This window comes from Pseudomonas sp. JL27(2026), assembly GCF_056933555.1.
In genome coordinates this window covers 3,950,969-3,974,478 of the sequence record NZ_CM167794.1, presented here as the reverse complement: position 1 = coordinate 3,974,478, position 23,510 = coordinate 3,950,969, and the positions used below count along the sequence as shown (strand labels likewise).

11 protein-coding genes are annotated in these 23,510 nt (G+C 62.4%); 7 read left to right on the top strand and 4 right to left on the bottom strand.

What is annotated here, in order from left to right; all coding sequences use genetic code 11:
* Positions 1-240: 240 nt before the first annotated feature.
* Together AC1Z1G_RS18025 and AC1Z1G_RS18020 are read left to right on the top strand one after the other, a co-directional pair.
* Positions 241-13,254, top strand: a complete 13,014-nt coding sequence (locus AC1Z1G_RS18025; protein ID WP_483621450.1) for a non-ribosomal peptide synthetase — start codon at positions 241-243, stop codon at positions 13,252-13,254.
* A gap of 111 nt (positions 13,255-13,365) precedes the next feature.
* Positions 13,366-14,421, top strand: a complete 1,056-nt coding sequence (locus tag AC1Z1G_RS18020) for a hypothetical protein (RefSeq protein ID WP_483621449.1) — start codon at positions 13,366-13,368, stop codon at positions 14,419-14,421.
* Between the two features lie 57 nt (positions 14,422-14,478).
* Here AC1Z1G_RS18020 and dsbG read toward each other — a convergent pair whose 3' ends face one another.
* The 4 genes from dsbG to AC1Z1G_RS18000 all read right to left on the bottom strand — a co-directional run bounded on the left by dsbG (position 14,479) and on the right by AC1Z1G_RS18000 (position 18,702).
* Positions 14,479-15,246 (bottom strand): thiol:disulfide interchange protein DsbG, encoded by a 768-nt coding sequence (gene dsbG / locus AC1Z1G_RS18015; protein ID WP_483621448.1) that lies wholly within the window; start codon positions 15,244-15,246, stop codon positions 14,479-14,481.
* Complete coding sequence (locus tag AC1Z1G_RS18010; RefSeq protein WP_483621446.1) at positions 15,222-16,088, bottom strand: TlpA family protein disulfide reductase; 867 nt, start codon at positions 16,086-16,088, stop codon at positions 15,222-15,224. The genes dsbG and AC1Z1G_RS18010 overlap by 25 nt, the downstream gene beginning before the upstream one ends.
* The gene (gene dsbD / locus AC1Z1G_RS18005; protein ID WP_483621445.1) at positions 16,088-17,824 is read right to left on the bottom strand and encodes a protein-disulfide reductase DsbD; all 1,737 of its coding nucleotides are present in this window, start codon (positions 17,822-17,824) and stop codon (positions 16,088-16,090) included. Before dsbD ends, AC1Z1G_RS18010 begins: the two co-directional genes overlap by 1 nt.
* Before the next feature lie 131 nt (positions 17,825-17,955).
* Positions 17,956-18,702 carry a hypothetical protein gene (locus AC1Z1G_RS18000; RefSeq protein WP_483621443.1) on the bottom strand — a complete coding sequence of 249 codons (747 nt, stop codon included), beginning with the start codon at positions 18,700-18,702 and terminating at the stop codon, positions 17,956-17,958.
* A gap of 255 nt (positions 18,703-18,957) precedes the next feature.
* Here AC1Z1G_RS18000 and AC1Z1G_RS17995 point away from each other — a divergent pair, with 255 nt between their 5' ends.
* The 5 genes from AC1Z1G_RS17995 (at position 18,958) to AC1Z1G_RS17975 (ending at position 23,426) form a co-directional block, all read left to right on the top strand.
* Positions 18,958-19,638, top strand: coding sequence for a response regulator (locus tag AC1Z1G_RS17995; protein WP_347901232.1), 681 nt, complete (start codon positions 18,958-18,960; stop codon positions 19,636-19,638).
* A complete protein-coding gene (locus AC1Z1G_RS17990) occupies positions 19,635-20,960 on the top strand; it encodes an ATP-binding protein (RefSeq protein ID WP_483621442.1) in 1,326 nt (441 codons plus the stop codon). The genes AC1Z1G_RS17995 and AC1Z1G_RS17990 overlap by 4 nt, the downstream gene beginning before the upstream one ends.
* Before the next feature lie 115 nt (positions 20,961-21,075).
* A complete protein-coding gene (locus AC1Z1G_RS17985) occupies positions 21,076-21,561 on the top strand; it encodes a GNAT family N-acetyltransferase (protein ID WP_483621440.1) in 486 nt (161 codons plus the stop codon).
* Positions 21,562-21,704: 143 nt separating this feature from the next.
* Complete coding sequence (locus AC1Z1G_RS17980; RefSeq protein WP_483621439.1) at positions 21,705-23,117, top strand: diaminobutyrate--2-oxoglutarate transaminase; 1,413 nt, start codon at positions 21,705-21,707, stop codon at positions 23,115-23,117.
* An 81-nt stretch (positions 23,118-23,198) separates the two neighbouring features.
* The gene (locus AC1Z1G_RS17975; protein ID WP_483621437.1) at positions 23,199-23,426 is read left to right on the top strand and encodes an MbtH family protein; all 228 of its coding nucleotides are present in this window, start codon (positions 23,199-23,201) and stop codon (positions 23,424-23,426) included.
* Positions 23,427-23,510: the final 84 nt, after the last annotated feature.

The window sequence follows — 23,510 nt, the reverse complement described above, 5'->3', positions numbered from 1 at the left end:
GTTTGCGAACGACGCCACACCGGGCGTCCAGAGCGGCTGCGGGGCGGGGTGGCAGAGGACTAATTATTTTCAGGCGTCATCCGTTCTCATTGGTGAATGGTTGCGGGTGACAGCCCTCGCCAACCCAGCATTCCCAATGCCTTGCGCGGTCGGCCAAGACCGTGTCCAGCACGCGGCGTGACGCGTGTGACGTTTGAAAAACCGATTCCATTTGCAAGCCGAACTCAGGCAGGAAACCTCATGATCGACGCGTTCGAACTCCCCAGCACCTTGGTCCAAGCCCTCCAGCGCCGTGCGGCCCTGACGCCGGATCGGGTCGCCTTGCGCTTTCTTGCCGAAACCCAGGAACAGGGTTGCGTGCTGAGTTATCGCGACCTGGACCTTCGAGCGCGCACCATCGCCGCAGCCTTGCAAGCCGAGGCGGGGCTGGGTGATCGCGCGGTGTTGCTGTTTCCCAGTGGTCCGGATTACGTCGCGGCGTTTTTTGGTTGCCTGTATGCGGGCGTCATTGCGGTGCCGGCCTACCCGCCAGAGTCGACGCGTCGGCATCACCAGGAACGGCTACTGTCGATCATTGCCGATGCCGAGCCACGGCTGCTGCTGACCAGTGCCGGCCTGCGCGACGCGCTGCTGCAAATGAGCGAACTCAGCGCCGAACAGGCGCCGCAACTGCTGTGTGTCGACGGTCTGGAGAGTGCCCTCGCCGAGCGTTGGGTTGCGCCGGATCTGCGTGACGACGACATCGCGTTCCTGCAATACACCTCCGGCTCCACTGCGTTGCCCAAAGGCGTGCAAGTCAGCCACGGCAACCTGGTGGCCAATGAGTTACTGATCCGTCGCGGTTTTGGCATCGACCTCAACCCCGACGACGTGATCGTCAGTTGGTTGCCGCTGTACCATGACATGGGCCTGATCGGCGGCCTGCTGCAACCGATTTTCAGTGGTGTGCCGTGTGTGCTGATGTCGCCGGCGTACTTCCTCGGTCGACCATTGCGCTGGCTGGAAGCGATCAGTGAGTACGGCGGCACCATCAGCGGCGGGCCGGATTTTGCCTATCGCCTGTGCAGTGAGCGCGTGAGCGAAACCGCCATGGAGCGCATCGACTTGAGCGGCTGGCGCGTGGCGTATTCCGGTTCCGAGCCGATTCGTCTGGATACCCTGGAGCGCTTCGCCGACAAATTCGCGAGTTGCGGTTTCAGCGCGAGCAGCTTCATGGCCTCCTATGGTTTGGCCGAGGCCACATTGTTTGTCGCCGGCACCCCGCGAGGTCAGGGCATCCCGGCCTTGCAGCTGGACGAACAGGCGTTGATGCAAAACCGTGCCGAGCCGGGCGAGGGCAGCTCGATCATGAGCTGTGGCATCAGCCAGCCGGAACACGCGGTGCTGATGGTCGACCCGCAGACACTTACACCAGTGGCCGACAATCAGGTCGGCGAAGTCTGGGCCGCCGGGCCGAGTATCGCCCACGGCTACTGGCGCAACCCCGAAGCCACGGCCAAGACCTTTGTCGAGCACGCTGGCCGCACCTGGCTGCGTACCGGCGACCTGGGCTTTGTGCGCGACGGTGAACTGTTCATCACCGGGCGCCTGAAAGACATGCTGATCGTGCGCGGGCACAACCTCTACCCGCAGGACATCGAGCAAACCATCGAGCGCGAAGTGGAAGTGGTGCGCAAGGGGCGGGTGGCGGCGTTCGCGGTGACCGATCAGGGCCAGGAAGGTATCGGCATCGCGGCGGAAATCAGCCGCAGCGTGCAGAAAATCCTTGCGCCCGAAGCGCTGATCAAGGCCATCCGCCAAGCGGTAGCCGAGGCCTGTCAGGAAGCGCCGAGCGTGGTGGTGTTGCTCAACCCCGGCGCGTTGCCGAAGACTTCCAGCGGCAAATTGCAGCGTTCGGCGTGCCGCAGTCGTCTGGCCGACGGCAGCCTCGACTGCTACGCGATGTTCCCGAGCGAAGCTGAATCGTCGCAAGACAGCGCAGCATCGGCCTGCGAACTTGAGCGCCTGATCGCGGGCGTCTGGTGCGAGCTGCTTGAGGTCAAGCACGTGGCGGCAGACGATCACTTCTTCCTGCTGGGCGGTAACTCGATTGCGGCCACCCAAGTGGTGGCGCGCCTGCGCGAAACACTGGGCCTGGAGCTGAACCTGCGGCTGCTGTTCGAAGCCCCGACCCTCGGTGCATTCGCTGCTGCGGTGGCCCTGCAACAACAGGATGGCGGTTTGGCCCAAGGCGCGATCAGTGCGTTGTCGCGCAGTGAAGCGTTGCCGCAGTCGCTGGCGCAGAACCGTTTGTGGATCACCTGGCAACTGGACCCGCACAGCAGCGCCTACACCATTCCCGGTGCGTTGCGCTTGCGTGGTGAGCTGGATGAAGACGCCTTGCGCGCCAGTTTCCAGCACCTGATCGAACGCCATGAATCCCTGCGCACGCGGTTCTTCGAGCGCGACGGCCAGGCCTTGCAACAGGTCGACAACGCAGGTGAATTCAACCTGCAACTGATCGACATCAGCGACCTGCCGCTGGCCGAGCGTGAAGCCCGTGCGGCGCAGATTCGCGAAGACGAAGCGCGCACCCAGTTTGACCTCAAGAAAGGTCCGCTGCTGTGGGTGACGCTGGTGCGGCTGGATGACGAAGACCATCAACTGCTGGTGACAATGCACCACATCATCGCTGACGGCTGGTCGCTGAATGTGTTGATCGACGAGTTTTCGCGGCTGTACGCGGCGGCGTCCCAGGGACAAGTCGCTGCGTTGCCGCCGCTGGCATTGCAATACGCCGACTACGGCAGCTGGCAGCGCCAATGGCTGGCGCAGGGTGAGAGTGAGCGACAACTGGCCTACTGGAAAGACCGCTTGGGCGATGAACACCCGAGCCTGGAACTGGCCACCGATCACCCGCGTTCGGCGCAGCAACAGCGCAGCGCGGCCCGGCATACCCTGCGTCTGGAAACGAGCCTGAGCGAAGCGATTCGCCAGACCGCCCAGGCCCATGATGCGACCACGTTCATGCTGTTGCTGACGGCGTTCCAATGCCTGCTGCATCGCTACAGCGGTCAGCGCGACATCCGCATCGGCGTGCCTAACGCCAACCGTCCGCGCCTGGAAACCCAAGGCCTGATCGGCTTCTTCATCAACACCCAGGTGCTGCGTGCGCAAGTCGACTCGCGTCAGTCCTTCGTTGAATTGTTGGCCCACACCCGCGAAGCGGCACTCGGCGCCCAAGCCCATCAGGACCTGCCGTTCGAGCAACTGCTCGAAGCTTTCCCGCAAGCGCGTGAACAGGGCTTGTTCCAGGTGATGTTCAACCACCAGCAACGCGACCTCAGTGCCTTGCGTCGTCTGCCGGGGCTGCTCGCCGAGGAGCTGCCATGGCACAGCCGCGAGGCCAAGTTCGACCTGCAATTGCACAGTGAAGAAGACCGCAACGGTCGCCTGAGCCTGTCGTTCGACTACGCCGATGAGCTGTTTGACGTGGCCACCGTCGAGCGACTGGCGGAACATTTTGTCAACCTGCTGCGGGCCATTTGCGAGCGTCCGCAGCGCGCTATCGCGGACCTGCCGCTGCTCAGCGTCAACGAGCACAACGTGCAGCAGGCATGGAGCGTTGCACCGTGCGTAGCGGCCAGCCAATGGTTGCCGGAACAGCTTGACCAGCAGGCACGCCTGACCCCGGAGCGGACCGCGCTGATTTGGGAAGGGGGTCAACTCGACTACGCCGAACTGCACGCCCAGGCCAACCGTTTGGCGCATTACCTGCGTGATAAAGGCGTCGGCCCGGACGTGTGCGTGGCGATTGCCGCCGAGCGTTCGCCGCAATTGCTGATCGGTCTGCTGGCGATCATCAAGGCTGGTGGTGCCTATGTACCGCTGGACCCGGACTACCCGGCCGATCGTCTGGCCTACATGCTCAGCGACAGCAGCGTTGAACTGCTGCTGACCCAGAGCCATTTGCTGGAGCGCTTGCCTGCGGCCGAGGGCGTCAGCGCCGTTGCCATGGACACCCTCAACCTCGACAACTGGTCGAGCCATGCGCCGGGCCTGCACCTGCACGGCGATAACCTCGCGTATGTGATTTACACCTCCGGTTCCACCGGCCAGCCCAAAGGCGTTGGCAACACCCACGCCGCGTTGAGCGAGCGCCTGCAATGGATGCAGGCGACCTATCGTCTCGACGAAAGCGATGTGCTGATGCAGAAAGCCCCGATCAGTTTCGACGTGTCGGTCTGGGAGTGTTTCTGGCCGCTGATCACCGGTTGCCGGTTGTTGATCGCAGGCCCCGGCGAGCACCGCGATCCCCATCGCATCGCTCAACTGGTGCAAGCGTTTGGAGTGACCACGCTGCACTTTGTGCCACCGTTGCTGCAATTGTTTATCGACGAACCGTTGGCGGCCGAATGCACCAGCCTGCGTCGCCTGTTCTGCGGCGGTGAAGCCTTGCCCGCCGAGTTGCGCAGTCGCGTGCTGGAGCAACTGCCAGCGGTGCAACTGCATAACCGTTATGGCCCGACCGAAACCGCGATCAACGTCACCCACTGGCAGTGCAGCCTCGGTGACGGTGAACGTTCGCCGATTGGCCGCCCCTTGGGCAACGTGGTTTGCCGGGTGCTGGACAGCGAATTGAATCCGCTGCCGGCCGGTGTGCCGGGTGAACTGTGCATCAGCGGCATCGGCCTGGCCCGAGGCTACCTCGGACGTCCGGCGCTGACGGCGGAGCGTTTTGTCGTCGACCCACTGGGTGAGAACGGCGCGCGTTTGTACCGCACCGGCGACCGCGTTCGCTGGGCCGCCGACGGCGTGCTTGAGTTTCTCGGGCGCCTCGACCAGCAAGTGAAGTTGCGCGGCTTTCGAGTTGAACCCGAGGAAATCGAAGCGCGCCTGTTGGCGCAGGACGGCGTCGCCCAAGCGGTGGTGCTGGTGCGCGAGACGGCGGCCGGTGCGCAGTTGATCGGCTACTACACCGCCCCCCAAACCAATGAAGACCAAGACGCCCAGGCCGCGCGCCTGAAAACTGCGCTGGCGGCCGAGTTGCCGGAATACATGGTTCCGGCGCAGTTGATGCGCCTGGACGAAATGCCCCTGAGCCCGAGCGGTAAACTCGACCGTCGTGCCTTGCCTGAGCCGCACTGGCAGGTGCGTGAACACGTCGAGCCGGTCACCGCGCTGGAGCAGCAGATCGCCGGTATCTGGCGCGATGTGCTGGGCCAGGTGCGTATCGGTCTGCGCGACGACTTCTTCGCCCTCGGCGGGCACTCGTTGCTGGCCACTCAAATTATCTCCCGCACCCGCCAGGCCTGCGACGTCGATCTGCCGCTGCGAGCGCTGTTCGAAGCCAGCGAGTTGGGCGCGTTTGCCGAGCAAGTGCGGTTGATTCAGGTCAGCGGCAACACCAACAAGCAGCCGCCGATCGAGAAGGTCGACCGCCGCCAACCGGTGCCGTTGTCCTACTCTCAGCAGCGTATGTGGTTCTTGTGGCAGATGGAGCCGGACAGCCCGGCCTACAACGTGGGCGGCATGGCGCGGTTGCGCGGCTTGCTGGATGTCGGGCGTTTCGAAGCGGCGCTGCAAGCGTTGATCCTGCGCCACGAAACCTTGCGCACTACGTTCCCGAGCGTCGACGGCGTGGCCCGGCAACAGGTTCACTCGGAAACAGGCCTGCGCATGGCCTGGAAAGATTTTTCTGCGCTGGGCTCCGATGTCCGTGAACAGCAGGTCCAGCAGTTGGCCGATAGGGAAGCCCATACGCCATTCGACCTGGAAACCGGTCCGCTGCTGCGGGCATGCCTGGTCAAGACGGCCGAACACGAACACTACCTGGTGCTGACCTTGCACCACATCGTCACCGAAGGCTGGGCGATGGACATCTTCGCCCGTGAGTTGGGCGCGTTGTACGAGGCCTTCCTCGACGACCGCGAGTCACCGCTCGAACCGTTGCCGGTGCAGTACCTGGATTACAGCGTCTGGCAGCGCCAATGGCTGGAGTCCGGCGAGCGTCAGCGCCAGCTCGACTACTGGACCGCGCAACTGGGTCGCGAACATCCGCTGCTGGAGCTGCCGGGCGACCGTCCGCGGCCATCGGTGCAGAGCCATCAGGGTGAGTTGTTCCGTTTTGACCTGAGTGATGAGCTCGCCGCACAGGTGCGTGCCTTCAACGCGCAACACGGTCTGACCCTGTTCATGACCATGACCGCCGCACTGGCCGTACTGCTTTACCGCTACAGCGGCCAGACCGACCTGCGTATTGGCGCGCCGGTGGCCAACCGGATTCGCCCGGAAAGTGAAGGGCTGATCGGTGCATTCCTCAACACCCAGGTGCTGCGTTGCCAGCTCGATGGGCAGATGAGCGTGGGCGAGTTGTTCGAGCAGGTGCGCCATACCGTGATCGAAGGCCAGTCCCATCAGGACCTGCCGTTCGATCACTTGGTGGAAGCCTTGCAACCACCGCGCAGCGCGGCTTACAACCCACTGTTCCAGGTGATGTGCAACGTCCAGCGCTGGGAGTTCCAGCAAAGCCGTGAACTGGCCGGCATGACCGTCGAGTACCTGGCCAACGATGCGCGGGCCACCAAGTTCGACCTGAACCTGGAAGTCACCGACCTCGATCACCGACTGGGCTGCTGCCTGACGTACAGCACCGACCTGTTCGACGAACCGCGCATTGCGCGCATGGCCGGTCACTGGCGCAACCTGCTGCAAGCCTTGCTCGCCGATCCGCAACAACGCTTGAGCGAATTGCCGCTGCTGGACACCACCGAGCAGCAAACCCTGCTCGACAGCCTGGGCGTCGAGCCCGGCGAGCATCGCCTCGACCAGTGCATTCATCACCTGTTCAGCGAACAGGCGTTGGCCCGCCCTGATGCGCCGGCCCTGACTTTTGCTGGCCAGACGTTGACCTACGCCGAACTCGACAGCCGCGCCAATCGCCTGGCCTGGATGCTCCGTGAGCGTGGGGTTGGCCCGCAGGTGCGGGTCGGCCTGGCGCTGGAGCGTTCGCTGGAAATGGTCGTCGGCCTGCTGGCGATTCTCAAGGCCGGTGGTGCCTACGTGCCGCTGGACCCGGAATACCCGCTGGACCGTTTGCACTACATGATCGAAGACAGCGCCATCGGTTTGCTGCTCAGTGACGCCGCGATGTTTGAGGCGCTGGGTGAGTTGCCCGCCGACGTGGCCCGCTGGTGCCTGGAAGATGACGCCGCGGCAATGGCTCATTATCCGGTGGACGAGTTGCCGTTCATCAGTCTGCCCCAGCATCAGGCGTACCTGATTTACACCTCGGGCTCCACCGGCAAGCCCAAAGGGGTGGTGGTGTCCCACGGCGAAATCGCCATGCACTGCCGCGCGGTGATCGAGCGGTTTGGCATGCGCCCCGACGACTGTGAACTGCACTTCTACTCCATCAACTTCGACGCTGCCACCGAGCGTCTGCTGGTGCCGTTGCTCAGCGGTGCGCAGGTTGTGTTGCGTGCTCAGGGCCAGTGGGACGCCGAAGAGATCTGCCAACTGATTCGTCAGCACCGGATCAACATTCTCGGTTTCACCCCAAGCTACGGCAGCCAGTTGGCGCAGTGGCTCGCGACCCAGGGCGAAACCTTGCCGGTGCGCATGTGCATTACCGGCGGCGAAGCGTTGACCGGTGAGCACCTGCAACGGATTCGCGCAGCGTTCACCCCGAGCCTGTTCTTCAACGCTTATGGCCCGACCGAAACCGTGGTCATGCCGTTGGCGAGTCTTGCTCCGGAGCATCTGGAGGAGGGTGCCAGCAGTGTGCCGATCGGCAGTGTGATCGGTGCACGCGTGGCCTACATCCTAGACGCCGATCTGGCGCTGGTGCCACAAGGAGCGACCGGTGAACTGTACGTCGGCGGCGCGGGCCTGGCGCAGGGTTACCATCAGCGTCCGGGCATGACCGCCGAACGGTTTGTCGCGGACCCGTTCGCCACTCACGGCGGGCGCTTGTACCGCACCGGCGACCTGGTGCGCCAACGCGCCGATGGTCTTGTGGAGTACCTGGGCCGGATCGACCATCAGGTGAAAATTCGCGGTTTCCGCATCGAACTCGGTGAAATCGAAACCCGCCTGCTGGAACACCCGTCGGTGCGCGAAGCCGTGGTGCTGGCCCTCGATATGCCGGGTGGCAAGCAACTGGCGGCGTACCTCGCCAGCGACGTGGCCGAGCAGGACGACGCCCAACAAGCGACCCTGCGCGAAGCACTCAAGGCTCACCTGAAAGCCCAACTGCCGGACTACATGGTGCCGACGCACCTGATCCTGCTGGCAAGCATGCCATTGACCGCCAATGGCAAGCTCGACCGCCGTGCGCTGCCGGCACCGGACCCCGAGCTCAATCGCCAGCAGTACATCGCCCCGCGCAATGAACTGGAACTGGCCCTGGCCGGCATCTGGTGCGAGGTGTTGAACGTCACACAGGTCGGCCTCAACGACAACTTTTTCGAACTGGGCGGTGACTCGATCCTGTCGATCCAGGTGGTCAGCCGCGCCCGGCAGCAGGGTATTCACTTCAGCCCGCGCGATTTGTTCCAGCATCAGACGGTGCAGACGCTGGCCACCGTGGCCACGCGCACGGAACAGGTCACGGCCGAGCAGGGCTTGCTCACGGGTGAGTCGGCCCTGACGCCGATCCAGCACTGGTTCTTCGACACCGAGATTCCTGAACGTCAGCATTGGAACCAGGCGTTGTTGCTGGAACCGACCATGACCCTGGACCCGCATCGTCTGGAACAGGCGTTGCTGGCAGTCATGGAGCAGCACGACGCCCTGCGCTTGAACTTCACGATGCACGACTGCCAGTGGCGCGCCGAGCACCTGCCGGTGTCGGATGTCGCATTGCTCTGGCAAGTGCGCGTGCCGTCGATGGACGCCTGCGCTGCGTTGTTCGCCGATGCCCAGCGCAGCTTCGACCTGCGTCAGGGGCCGCTGATGCGCGCCTTGCTGGTCGACGGTCCGCAGGGCCAGCAACGGCTGTTTATCGCCATTCACCACCTGGTGGTCGACGGAGTGTCGTGGCGCGTACTGCTGGATGACCTGCAAACCGTTTACCGTCAACTCGACACGGAGCAGGCCGTGCGCCTGCCGGCGAAAACCAGTGCGTTCCGTGACTGGGCGGCGCGTTTGCAGGCTTATGCCGGCAGCGAGTCCCTGCGTGAAGAACTGAGTTGGTGGCAGACCCAACTGGCTGGCCCGAGCGGCGATCTGCCGTGCGAGTGTCCGCAGGGCGGGCAACAGAATCGGCATGCTGAAACCGTCAGCGTGCGCCTCAACACCGAACACACCCGCCAACTGCTGCAACAGGCGCCGAGTGCTTATCGCACCCAGGTCAACGACTTGCTGCTGACGGCGCTGGCCCGTGTGATGTGCCGCTGGAGCGGTCACGAATCCGCGTTGATCCAGCTTGAAGGCCACGGTCGCGAAACCCTGTTCGAGGAGATCGACCTGACCCGCACTGTCGGCTGGTTCACCAGCACTTACCCGCTGCGCCTGACCCCGCTGAACATCGAGGAAGCGGCCGGGCAGGGTGCCTCGATCAAGGCGATCAAGGAGCAACTGCGCGCCGTGCCTCATAAAGGTCTGGGTTATGGCGTGCTGCGCTACCTGGCCGACGACCTGAGTCGTCAGCGCATGGCTGCCTTGCCGGTGGCACCGATCACCTTCAACTACCTGGGACAGTTCGATCAGAGCTTCGGCGCGCAGGCGCTGTTCCGTCCACTGGATGAGCCGGTGGGCGCGGCCCACGACCCTGATGCGCCGCTGCCCAATGAGCTGAGCATCGACAGTCAGGTCTACGGCGGTGAGCTGGTGTTGCGCTGGACATTCAGCCGCGAACGCCACGACCCGCAGACCATCGCCGAACTGGCGGATGCCTACCTCGGTGAGTTGCAGAGCCTGATCGCGCATTGCCTGCGTGACGAGGCGGGCGGCCTGACGCCGTCGGACTTCCCGCTGGCACGCTTGACGCAACCCCAGCTCGACGCGCTACCGGTGCCAGCGGCGGCTATCGAAGACGTGTTTGCGCTGACGCCGATGCAAGAGGGCATGTTGCTGCATACCCTGCTGGAACCGGGCACTGGCCTGTATTACATGCAGGACCGCTACCGCATCAACAGCGAACTCGACCCGCAGCGATTCGCCCAGGCCTGGCAAGCGGTGGTGGCCCGTCATGAAGCCCTGCGTGCCTCGTTCTGCTGGAACGTCGGCGAAGACATGCTGCAAATCATTCACAAACCGGGCAGCACGCCCATCGAGTTCCTCGACTGGAGCGCGGTGGCCGAGCCCGAGCAAGAACCCAAGCTGCAAGCGTTGCTCAAAAGCGAGCGAGAGGCCGGGTTCGATCTGTTGAATCAGGCACCGTTCCATTTGCGCCTGATCCGGGTTGGCGCGGCGCGTTACTGGTTCATGATGAGCAACCACCACATCCTGATCGATGCCTGGTGCCGTTCGTTGCTGATGAATGACTTCTTCGAAATCTACACCGCCCTCGGTGAAGGCCGCGAGGCGCAACTGGCGGTGCCGAGCCGCTATCGCGACTACATTAGCTGGCTGCAACGCCAGAGCCTGACCGAGGCACGCCAGTGGTGGAAAAACAATCTGCAGGGCTTTGAGCGGACCACGCCGATCCCCAGCGATCGTCCGTTCCTGCGTGAGCACGCCGGTGCCAGCGGCGGGATGATCGTGGGCGACCGTTACACCCGCCTCGATGCTCGCGACGGTGCGCAACTGCGTGAACTGGCGCAGGCCCATCAACTGACCATCAACACCTTCGCCCAGGCGGCGTGGGCCCTGGTACTGCGCCGTTTGAGCGGTGATCGCGACGTGCTGTTCGGGGTCACCGTGGCTGGGCGTCCGGTGGAGATGCCCGAGATGCAGCGCACGGTGGGGCTGTTCATCAACAGCATCGCCTTGCGGGTGAAACTGCCGGAAGACGATCAGCCGTGCAGCGTGCGCCAGTGGCTCAGTGAACTGCTGGACAGCAACATGCAACTGCGCGAGTACGAATACCTGCCGCTGGTGACGATCCAGGAAAACAGCGAACTGCCTAAAGGTCAGCCGTTGTTCGACAGCCTCTTCGTGTTCGAAAACGCCCCGGTGGAAGTCTCGGTACTGGACCGTGCGCAAAGCCTTAATGCCACCTCGGACTCGGGCCGTACCCACACCAACTTCCCGCTGACGGCAGTCTGCTATCCGGGTGATGACCTCGGTTTGCACCTGTCCTATGACCAGCGTTACTTCGACGAGTCGACGGTGGAGCGCATGCTGGCCGAGTTCAAGCGGCTGTTGCTGGCGCTGGTTGAGGGCTTCCACGGCAACATGGCGGACCTGCCGCTGCTGGGTGAGCCGGAACAGGACTTCCTGATTCATGGCTGCAACCAGAGCGAGCACGAGTATCCGCTGGAGCAAAGCTACGTTGCGCTGTTCGAAGCCCAGGTGGCCGCACATCCGCAGCGGATCGCCGCCAGTTGTCTGGATCAACAGCACAGCTATGCCGAGTTGAACCAGTGCAGTAACCGTCTCGGTCATGCGTTGATCGCGGCCGGTGTCGGGTTGGACCAGCCGGTGGCGCTATTGGCCGAACGCAACCTGGACTTGCTCGGGATGATCATCGGCAGCTTCAAGGCCGGTGCCGGTTACCTGCCGCTGGACCCGGGCCTGCCGAGCCAGCGCCTGAGCCGGATCATCGACCTGAGCCGCACGCCATTGCTGGTGTGCAGCGAGGCCAGTCGCGATCAGGCGCTGGCGTTGCTGGATGAATTTGCCTGTGCCAACCGCCCACGATTGCTGGTGTGGGAAGAGGTCCAGGCCAGTGCGGTGTCGGTTGAAAACCCGGGCATTTACAGCGGCCCCGATAACCTTGCCTACGTGATCTACACCTCGGGCTCCACCGGTTTGCCGAAAGGTGTGATGGTCGAGCAACGCGGCATGCTCAATAACCAGTTGAGCAAGGTGCCGTACCTGAGCCTCGGCGACACCGACGTGATCGCGCAAACGGCTTCGCAAAGCTTCGATATTTCGGTCTGGCAGTTCCTCGCCGCACCGCTGTTCGGGGCGCGGGTGGACATCGTGCCGAACACTATCGCTCACGATCCGCAAGGCTTGCTTGAGCACGTCCAGGCGCAAGGCATTACGGTGCTGGAGAGCGTGCCGTCGTTGATTCAGGGCATGCTTGCCCAGGAGCGCATTGGTCTGGACGGCTTGCGCTGGATGCTGCCGACCGGTGAAGCCATGCCACCGGAACTGGCTCAGCAATGGTTGCTGCGCTACCCGGATATCGGCCTGGTGAATGCCTACGGCCCGGCCGAGTGCTCCGACGATGTGGCGTTCTTCCGTGTCGACCTGGCGTCGACCCGTGGCAGTTACCTGCCGATTGGTACGCCGACCGACAACAATCGTTTGTACCTGCTCGACGGCGCGCTGGAACTGGTGCCGCTGGGGGCGGTGGGTGAGTTGTGCGTGGCCGGGACCGGTGTGGGGCGCGGTTATGTCAGTGATCCGTTGCGCACCGCCCAGGTGTTTGTGCCGAACCCGTTCGGGGTTCCGGGCGATCGTTTGTACCGTACTGGCGACCTGGCGCGCCGCCGTAGCGACGGCGTGCTGGAGTACGTCGGCCGAATCGATCATCAGGTGAAAATCCGTGGTTACCGGATCGAACTGGGTGAAATCGAAGCACGCTTGCATGAGCAACCGCAGGTCCGCGACGCGGCGGTCGGGGTGCAGGAAGGTGTCAACGGCAAGCACTTGGTCGGGTATCTGGTGGCCAGTGACCCGGCGCTGAGTCCGGGCGAGGCATTGGACCTGATCAAGCAGCGCCTGCGTGCCGAGCTGCCGGAATACATGGTGCCGCTGCATTGGTTGTGGCTGGAACGGATGCCGCTCAACGCCAACGGCAAACTCGATCGCAAGGCGCTGCCCGCGCTGGAAATCGGGCAGTTGCAGAGTCAGGACTATCAGGCGCCGCGTTCGGCGCTTGAGCAGACCCTGGCCGATATCTGGGCCGAGGTGCTGAAGGTCGAGAAGGTGGGTATCCGCGACAACTTCTTCGAACTGGGCGGTCACTCGCTGCTGGCCACGCAAATTGCCTCGCGGGTGCAAACAGCCCTGCAACGCAACGTACCGCTGCGGGCGATGTTTGAGTGCAGCACCGTTGAGGAGCTGGCCGAGTACATCGAGGGCCTGGCGGCGACTGACATCACGGAGGAAAAAGTCGATCGCCTGAATGACTTGATGGCCGAGCTGGAGGGCTTCTGAACAGGGCGCTGGGCAGTCTGTTGCCCGGAATGCCTCTGGTATAGTCATGCCGGATTAACCGAGGCCCGACAACGCGGTTGACACGCGTTGTCGGGCCTCGCGGTTTACGGCATGAATCAAGGGACTATCGTGGAACAATTCTTCTGGCGCGATCTTGAGGATCGACAGGGACAGTGGGGAGGCTTGGGCATCGACGTCAGCCGCCCGAGGCAGGGCAAGCCGCCGCTGCATTTGCTGACCGGCAACAACAGCCGGCTGAAGTTGATGCTCAATGACGTCCCGTTGCTCTGGGGGACCATCGCCACCTCGTATTACGGTGCCTGGCTGGTGCGAAACCATCAGCCTGCGCAACGGGATTTTCTGCCGGTGCCGGCGATTGGCTCAGCGGATGTCGAACACCACGCCAGCTTGCCGTCCGAGCAACGCATCAAGGCCTGGAGCCGGTACTTCATCCAGCAGTTGATGGAGCACCAGCCGGATTTTCTCTATCCCGGGTACTGGGTGGCGCGGCCGATGCTGTCTACCGCGACACGCTGGAAACGTGACGAGGGCGTGAGCGGTTGGTATTTCTCGACGCAAGAGGAAATCGCCAGTCATTTGCCGCAATGGTCGCTGTATAGCGAAGGCATTCTCGATAACGTGCAGCCGCAACCGGTGCAGTGGCTCGATTGGAGCCTGGGGCCGGTGATCGGCCTGCATTCGGTAGACCCGTTAGCCGGGCGCCTGAAGTGGTGGCGCAAGAAAGCGCGCGAAGGCAGCTTGCCGCCGATCCTGCTGTGGTACGTCGGTGGGTTGTGTTCCTGCGTGATTATCGACGGGCACTACCGGTTGCAAGCCGCCATGGCCGAGAACGTCCGGCCGTCGTTCATTGTCTTGAGTTCCACCAAGGCCCAGCAGGTGCGGCGCAACGGCGATGCGCAGCAGAAGGTGTTCAGCTCATTGATGGTGCAAAGCGACAAGAACCCGAACTTTGATGTGAAAGTGCTGAATCAGGCGCTGATCAACACTTTCGACGATCGCCCGTATCACTGGGCCGGCACCCACACCTGGGCCGGCATTGCGTCGGACCGCGAGTGGCGCGACGAAGTCTCCCGGTTCTTGCACGAGCGGGGTGCGACGGACGATCTGCAAGACATCCTCGAGCGCTGTGAGCCGTGTGAATACTGAGCACTCTCCAACACTCCAACACTCCCGCGCACCCGCACGGGAGCATCGGGCTGAGGGTCAGATCGGCCCGAGAATCTTCGCCAGGGCTTGGGGCGACGGCGCACCTTGCTGCTGTTGCAGTTCGCCTTTGTCGTCCATGTAGAAGATCGCCGGGGTGGCGGACAGCTCGAGCTCTTCCATCAACTTCCTGTTGGCGTTGAGCTTGGCCTGGACGTCGGCGGGAATGGTTTTCAGGGGCTTGAGCGAGCTACCCTTGCCGGCCTGTTCGTGTTCCTGAAGGGCTTTTTGCGGGTCTTTGCTGGCCAGCAGGGCGGCTGATTTACCGGGGCTGTCTTCCCGGATGATGCCGACCATGATGTGCCGCAACTGCACTTTGCCAGCCTTGACCCATGGCCGCGCTTGTTCCCAGAACATGTTGCAGTAAGGGCAGTTCGGGTCGCTGAACAGGTACACCACCCGTGGCGCATCCTTGTTGCCGTCTGCGATCCAGTTGCTCGCTTCCATCTTCGACCAGACTTCCTTGGCCATCGGTGCGTACACCAGTTTTTGCAGCGGCTCGGCGCTCAGGTCCTTGCCGTCGGCGTCGTACAGGTTACCGAGCAGCACGTGCTTGCCGTCGGGTGTCAGGTACAGGGCCATGCCTCGGTTCTGGTACTGCGCCGCATAACCGCGCAGGCCATCCGGGGCATCGAAGCGGCCGATGATTTTTGCGCCCTTGGCTTCGATTTTACGGATGGCGGCCGGCAGTTCTTCGGCCTGCACCATGGGGATTTGCAGCAGTGCAGCGCCGAGCGCAAGGCTCAGCAGGTGGCGGATGAAGGGCATGGCTGTTTCCTTGAAGGGGCGGCCTGCGTGGCCGAGGTCGGGGTGTCAAAGTTTTCCAGGGCGCGGGCCAGGCTGGCTTCCGACAACTCGCCCAAGTGGCTGCCGAGCAGACGACCCTCGGCGCTGTAGAACAGCGTAGTCGGTAATGCCATGGAGCCAACAGCCTGACCCAATCGGCCGCCGCCATCGAACAGTACGTTGGAAAGGCTCAGGCCCTGGGTGGCGAGGAACGTGCTGACGCTTTGCATGCTTTCGGCCTGGTTGACGAACAGGAAGGTCAGGTCCGGGCGTTCTTGCTGGGCGTTTTCCAGCACCGGCATTTCCCGTCGGCACGGCGGACACCAGGTGGCCCACAGGTTGATGACCAACGGCCCGCCCTGATAGTCGGCCAGTTGCACGGTTTCACCGGCCGCATTGCGCAGGGCAATCTCCGGCAGGCGCGTGCCTTTTTCGTAGACACTCAGCGACAGGCTGGCCAGCAGCCAGAACAGCAGGCCGCTGGCGACCCCGAACCCCAGCGGCTTGCGCACCGCCGGGCGGCGCCAGCCCCAGAGCACGGTACCGAGCAGCAATACGATGACCCCCGCCCAAGGCAGGAAACCGCCGTCGCGCAGGTCGATGATTTGCCACGGATCATCGCGGTAGTGGGTCCAGTAGGCGAACACAAACCCGATCCGCGCAGCGAGCATGCCCAGCAGGAACAGGCCGAACAGCACCGATTCAGGATTCTCGCCACCGCGCTTGGCAACCCGCCAGCCGACAAACGTCGCCAACGCCAGCGCACTGATCAGCAGCAAGTGATTCAACGCGATGGCAAAGGTGCCGAGGGTAAAGGTCAGCATTAACGGGCATCCCGGGTGACGGTCCAGCGTTGGAGGAAAGTCTTGGCATCCACCTCGCCGGTGATGCGTTGACTGCGGCGCTCGATGCCGTCGGTACCAATCCACAACAGACTCGGTGGCCCCGGCACTTGATAGCGCCCGAGCAGCTCACGGCTGGCGGCATTGTCGGCGGTGACGTCCAGGCGCAGCAAGCGCACATCGCTTAATGCCGCCAAAACCTGAGCGTTGCCGAACACCTGTTTCTCCATGATCTTGCACGACACGCACCAGTCGGCGTAGTAGTCCAGCAGCACCCACTGGCCCTGGGCGCGGGCGGCGTCGAGTTCACGTTGCAGCGCGGCCGGGTCCTTGACGGTGATAAAGGCATCGTGCGCGGTCGGGGCGGCGGCATTCACCGAACCGGTTGCGCGGTACACCTGCAACGGTTTGAACAGGTCATCGCTGCCCCCCGCTGCGCCGATGACCAACAGGCTGCCCCACAGTCCGGATAGCAACGCCGTGGCGCCGAACAGATGGGCCGCGCGGCCGAAACCGGCGGTCTGGCGCCAGGCGCTGTAGGCGATGATCAGCAACAGCGCGCCCCACAAACCGACCCACAACGACTCGTCGAGCACCGGCCGCACCATCACCAGTGCCGTGCCGAGGAAGAGGAAGCCGAACACGCCCTTGAGCAGGTTCATCCACGTTCCCGGCTTGGGCAGGAAGCGGTTACCGACCGTCACCAGCAACAACAAGGGCAAGCCGATGCCGATGCCCATGGCGAACAGGATCAAGCCGCCATGCAGCGCATTGCCGCTTTGGGCGATGTAGAGCAAGGCACCGGCCAGCGGGGCGGTCATGCACGGGCCGACCAGCAACCCGGACAAGGCCCCGAGTGCGCCGGCCCCCAGCAGGCTGCCACCGCGCTGCTGGCGGCTGACGTTTTCCAGCCGATCACGTAGCGCAACCGGCAATTGCATTTCGAAGAAACCGAACATCGGCAACGACAACAGCACAAACACCAGGGCGAAACTGCCGAGCAGCCAGGCGTTTTGCAGCAACGCCGCCAGGTTGGCCCCGAGCAGCGCGGCCAGCACACCCAGCGCCGCATACACCAGCGCCATGCTCACCACATAGCTGCCGGCCAAGGCAAAGCCACGCCTTGGGCTGGCGCCGCTGCCGACGATCAAGCCGCCGAGAATCGGCAACATGGGCAAGGAGCAGGGAGCAAAGGCCAGCAACAGCCCCAGGCCAAAGAACACCAGCAGGCTCCAGCCCAGCGCCCGTTGTTGCAAGCCGCTGGCCAATGCCTGATCGGGTGCTTCATCAGCACTGGACGCTGTCGTTATACCTCCCAGATCGATGACCTGGGTTTGCGGCGGGTAACATAAACCGGCGTCGGCGCAGCCCTGGAAGCCCACCTTGATCTGACCGTTGGCACCGGCCGGAATCTTCAGTTCCAGGCCCTGACGATAGACCTGTTGCTCACCGAAAAACTCGTCACTGTGGGCTTCGCCGTCAGGCAGCGGCGGAGTGTGGGGCTGGCTCAGACCGTCGAATTTCAGCCGTTGCTGGTACAGGTAATAACCGTCGGCAATCTGCCAGAAGAGCTGGTGTTCACCTGACGCCAGGCGTTCGGACGTCAACACGAACGCTTTGCCGACCGGCAGAAACTCGGGTTTGGATTCGAACGGATTGGACCCCGCCTGGGCCGCGCTGGCGATGAAAAATACAAACAGCAGAAACAGTCGACGCATGGGGGGAGCCTTATCCCGGTGCAAGTGAGGTGCACAATGGCGGGCGGCGATTAACCGATGATTAACCACCGCCTGGCTATACGATTGAGCGTTTTGGATCCGGCTCTTCAGAGGCGGACACCCACGAAGGCTTAGTCGCGCAACAATCCAGGCCAAGTGGTGTTGTTGATTTTTAATGGGCCGTATTCGATCCGTTTTTCCGGGAGATTGTAGGTGATGTATTCGTTATCGGTGAGAAAAATGTACCAGTAGTTATCATTCAAAACTCGATCGTTTTGTACGGCTGTGATGATTCGGTTTTTGTAAGGCGTCATGCCCGGCCAAGTAGTCTCTGTAATGGGGTCGATCCGTATTTTTGTCTCTCCGGTATATGTTCTTACACTTTGCTGGCCTGACTCGACAGGTATTGTTTTCCACTGCAAGTCAAGTAATTTTCCATCATTTAAAATAAAGCTGAATCGCCTGTCGGCCAAGTCTTCCCGCCATGTTCCCGCGACGATGCGGTCGTAGTATGGCGCTATTGATTTCCATATCGAACTCTCAACGGAGGTGTATGAAATCGGCTTGTCATTATCTTGGTCGTACGCGCAAACAGAGGGTGTGCCGTCCTTGTCATAGAACAGCCAAAGAACATCCAGTTCAAAGTCAGAATTTCCATCTGTACCCATGCCCGTGGTGGTGAACCCAAAGCGCAGGTTTTTTGCATGCTCGTGAAAGCCTTTCCAGTTGCTATTGGTTACAGCGGTCGGATATCCCGTGGGAACGTCATTGTCACTGATGTTGAAGCGGGAAAATCTGTTGGAGTCTTTGAAAAAGAAGTAAAAGCGGTCTTTTTTTGAGCGCCAGTCGACAGCGACAAAATTGTTCATTGCAGGCATTAGCTAATTCCTTTTGGCTTAATGGGTGTTGTCCGAGAGTCAGGTGTGTGTTCTGACCAAGGTGGTCAGCTCGTCTTCAGCGTGCTGAGTGGTCAAGATCTGTGTGAGTGGATAAATTGATGGTGCAAACACAGAGTAGGGAGGAGCGCGGAGCGCTGTGCGGTGCATATGTACACGGGCACAAATACTCGCGCAGGGAATAATCCTGTGTTAATCAGGGATCGGTTTAATTCACATTTTTGCGAAGGTCCCCCCATGCACGTACTGGTTTGTGAAGACGATGAGCTGATCGCCAGCGGTATTGTCGCCGGTCTCACGGCCCAGGGCCTGACGGTGGAGCATGTCGCCACGGCGTCGGCTGCACGGGCGATGCTCAAGGTTGCCGAGTTCGATGTGATGGTGCTCGACCTGGGGTTGCCCGACGAGGACGGTCTGAAGCTGCTTCAGCAGTTGCGCCATCATGGCCTGGAGATTCCGGTGCTGATCCTCACGGCGCGGGACTCGGTGACTGACCGGGTCGACGGCCTGCAATCCGGCGCCGACGATTACCTGCTCAAGCCCTTCGACCTGCGCGAACTGGCGGCGCGTCTGCATACTCTTCTGCGGCGGGTTGCGGGGCGCAGCGTGAACCTGATCGAGCACGGCGCGCTGACTTACGACCCCAGCAGCCGGGAAACTTTACTCGGTGGCCAGCCGGTCGATCTGTCGCGGCGTGAGCAATCGCTGTTGCAGGCGTTGTTGCATAACCGTGGCCGGGTGTTGTCGACCGAACAACTGAAGGACAGTGTCTACGGTTTCAACGATGAACTGGAGAGCAACGCCCTCAACGTCCACATCCATCACCTGCGCCGTAAACTCGGCAACGGCATTGTCGAAACGGTGCGCGGCCTGGGTTACCGTCTCGGTCCGGCTGACGATGGAGAACACTCCAAGTGATGAGTTTGCGTTTGCGCCTGAGCCTGACGCTGGGCGCCGCGTTTGCGCTGATCTGGGCGCTGGCGGCGGCCTGGATGCTCAGCGACTTGCGCAACCAGATGATGTTTTCCCTCGACCAGCGGCTGGTGGCATCGGCACGGATGGTCGCCGGGTTGCTGGAGCAATTGCCGGCGCTGCCGAGCAAGGGCGAGGGCACGCATTTCAGTGCCGAACAACTGAATATCCCAGGGGGCATGGCCTGTCAGGTCAGTTCCTTGCGTGGCGAGATTCTGGCGCGCAGCCACAGCACGCCCGAACAAACCCTGGAAGCCGAAAAAATGGGCTTCCACGACCAGATGATCGACGGCGCGCGCTGGCGCAGTTTCACCCTGGCGCGTGGGGATCTGCGCATTACCACCGCTGACCGGCAAGTGGAGCGTGAGGCCTTGAACATGTCGGTGTTACTGGCCGCCTCGGTGCCGGTGGGGGTGGCGCTGCTTGGTTGCCTGTGGCTGTTGTGGCTGGGTATCGGCCAAGGGCTGGCGCCGCTCAATCGCATGCGTGACGCCCTGATGCGCCGCAGCGCCGACTCCCTTGAGCCGCTGCAGATCCAGCCGCTGCCGAGTGAGTTGAAACCATTGCTGGAAACCCAGAATCAACTGTTCCAGCGAATTGGCCGGACTATCGAGCGCGAACGGCGTCTGACCGGTGACGCTGCCCATGAGCTGCGCAGCCCGTTGACGGCGATCAAGACCCACTTGCAAGTGGCCCGCATGACCGAAGGCGCGGCACGTGATCAATCGCTGGCGCGGGCCGAGGAGGGCGCCGACCGCATGCACCGCACGCTGGAGCAATTGCTGTTGCTGGCGCGGGTCGAGGGCAGCCTGTCGTTCGACGACGGCGTGCAATGCAGTGCCGAGCAAGTGGCGCGGCTGGCGATTCAGGATGCCGCCAGTGGCGACCGCCAGCGAATCAAGTTGTACCTGCCGGCGAATTTTTCCCAGGCGCCAGTGCAGATGCCTGCCGTGTTGTCGATTGCCGCGTTGCGCAACCTGCTGGACAACGCCTTGCGCCATACACCAGCGGATGCGGCGGTCGAGTTGACGCTGGAAACCGTCGGCAATCGGGTGCGTTTCGAGGTTCGCGACCACGGGCCGGGCATTCCTGAAAGTGACCTGCAACACCTGACCCAGCGTTTCTGGCGCAATGGCTCCAGCACCGGTTGTGGTTTGGGCCTGGCGATTGTGCAGGCGATTGTTCAGCGTTGCGGCTGCGCACTGTATTTCGACAGTCGGGCCGATGGCTTGCGAGTTGAGTTGAGCATGCCGTTGCAGCCGGTTTAAACCGGCGCACCGCTGCGTGTTGCACACCAAATGTAACGTCTGTGCATTGGCTATCTCCGCCCGCGGAAGGCTATTGTCCGTGCGGGCTGACTCAATGGATTGAGGTGATAGCGCAATGGACTCATCGATACACACCTGCAAGGCCGGGCCAGCGGACGCCGGGATCATCAGCCGGATCGTCGAGCGTTCGATCAGGCTCGGTTGTGCGGCCGAACACCGCAATAATCTGACAGTCGTGACCGCCTGGACTCACAACAAAACCGTTGATCGTGTACAGCCCTGGCTGTCGGATTCACGCTTCTACCTGAACCTGGCGTTACTGCACGACAAACCCGTGGGCGTTGCCATGGCGGCGACTTCGGGCAAGATTGCCTTTTGCTACGTCCAGCCAGAATGGTTTCGTCGCGGTGCCGGGCAGGCACTGGTTCGCGACCTTGAAGCCTGGTTGAAAGGCCAGGGCTTGAACCATTCACGACTCAACAGCACCGGGACCAGCGAAGATTTTTTCCAGCGCCTGGGTTATCTGCGATGCGCTGAAACCTTCAGCGTGGCCGGGCTTACGGCAATCCCCATGAACAAATCGTTGAGCCTTGCCCCTTAGAAAGCCGCGCCAGGGTGTAAATCCTTGCCCCGCTGGTGCGTTTCCAGAACAGGAAAACCTGCATGTGCGCGCCGTGACCGGAATGCGCATCTGCCCGGTGTGCAGTGTTGGTCAATATCTTCAGCGTATTGAGGGGTCGAGAGATGTCAGTTGCTAGCAGTCTTGTCGAAGATCAGGCAGTTCGGGGCAGCCCCGCACCTGCGGAAACACTTTATCAGTTCAACGAATCGCCGCTGCTGGCCCGCCAGAGCCGCCAGGAATCCAACGCCCGCAGCTATCCGCGACGCATTCCCCTGGCACTCAAGCGTGCACGCGGGATTTACGTCGAGGATGTCGAAGGTCGCAGTTTCATTGACTGCCTGGCCGGTGCCGGCACGCTGGCCCTGGGGCATAACCATCCGGTGGTGATCGAGGCGATTCAGCAGGTGCTTATTGATGAGCTGCCGCTGCACACCCTCGACCTGACTACGCCGGTCAAGGATAAGTTCGTCCAGGACCTGTTCGGTTTGCTGCCGCCAGCCATGGCCTGCGAAGCAAAAATCCAGTTCTGCGGCCCGACGGGCACCGATGCGGTCGAAGCCGCGTTGAAACTGGTTCGCACGGCCACGGGACGCAGCACAGTGCTGTCGTTCCAGGGCGGTTACCACGGCATGAGCCAGGGCGCGCTGAGCCTGATGGGCAGCCTGGGTCCGAAAAAGCCGTTGGGTGCGTTGCTCGGCAGCGGCGTGCAGTTCATGCCGTACCCGTACGACTACCGTTGCCCGTTTGGGCTGGGTGGCGCCGAAGGTGTGAAGGTCAACCTGCATTATCTGGAAAACCTGCTCAACGATCCGGAAGCGGGCGTGCAGTTGCCAGCGGCGGTGATCGTCGAGGTGGTTCAGGGCGAAGGCGGGGTGATCCCGGCCGACCTCGACTGGTTGCGCGGCTTGCGTCGCATCACCGAGAAGGCGGGCGTGGCGTTGATCGTCGACGAAATCCAGAGTGGATTTGGCCGCACCGGCAAAATGTTTGCCTTTGAACACGCCGGCATCATCCCGGACGTAGTGGTGTTGTCCAAAGCCATCGGTGGCAGCCTGCCGTTGGCGGTGGTGGTTTACCGCGACTGGCTCGACAGCTGGCTGCCGGGGGCCCACGCCGGCACCTTCCGTGGCAACCAGATGGCCATGGCCGCAGGTTCCGCCGTGATGCGTTACCTGGTGGAGCACAAGGTGCCCGAACATGCCGCCGCCATGGGCGAGCGCCTGGGCGAGCACCTGCGAATCCTGCAACGTGACTTCCCGCAGTTGGGCGATATTCGCGGTCGCGGGCTGATGCTAGGCGTCGAACTGGTCGACCCGGCCGGCATTCCGGACGTGCAGGGGCATCCGCCGGCCTTTGGCAAACTGGCGCCGCTGGTACAGCGCGAATGCCTCAAGCGCGGGTTGATTCTGGAACTGGGCGGCCGTCACGGTTGTGTGGTGCGCTTCCTGCCACCACTGGTGATTACCGCCGCCGAGGTCGACCGTGTCGCCGAGATTTTCGGCCGCGCGTTGGCGGCCGCCGTCGCCAGCGTCTAATTTTTTCAGGCCCCGGTACGTTCCTTCTACACAACGGCTGTGCGTGCAGCGCAGCCTGACTTATAGCGACGGAGAGACACCATGACTTCAGTTTTCGACCGCGAGGACATCCTCTTCCAGGTCGTGGTCAACCACGAAGAGCAGTACTCGATCTGGCCCGACTACAAAGCCGTACCGCAAGGCTGGCGCGCTGTCGGCAAAAGCGGCTTGAAGAAAGACTGCCTGGCCTACATCGAAGAAACCTGGACGGACATGCGTCCGTTGAGCCTGCGTCAGAAGATGGAAGAGCAGGCGGCCGTGGCTCACTAAGCCACCGTCCCAAAAAGAAACCCGCTGAACCGATAACGGTCAGCGGGTTTCTTTTTGGGCTGGAATTTGTGTTGTCTGTCAGAT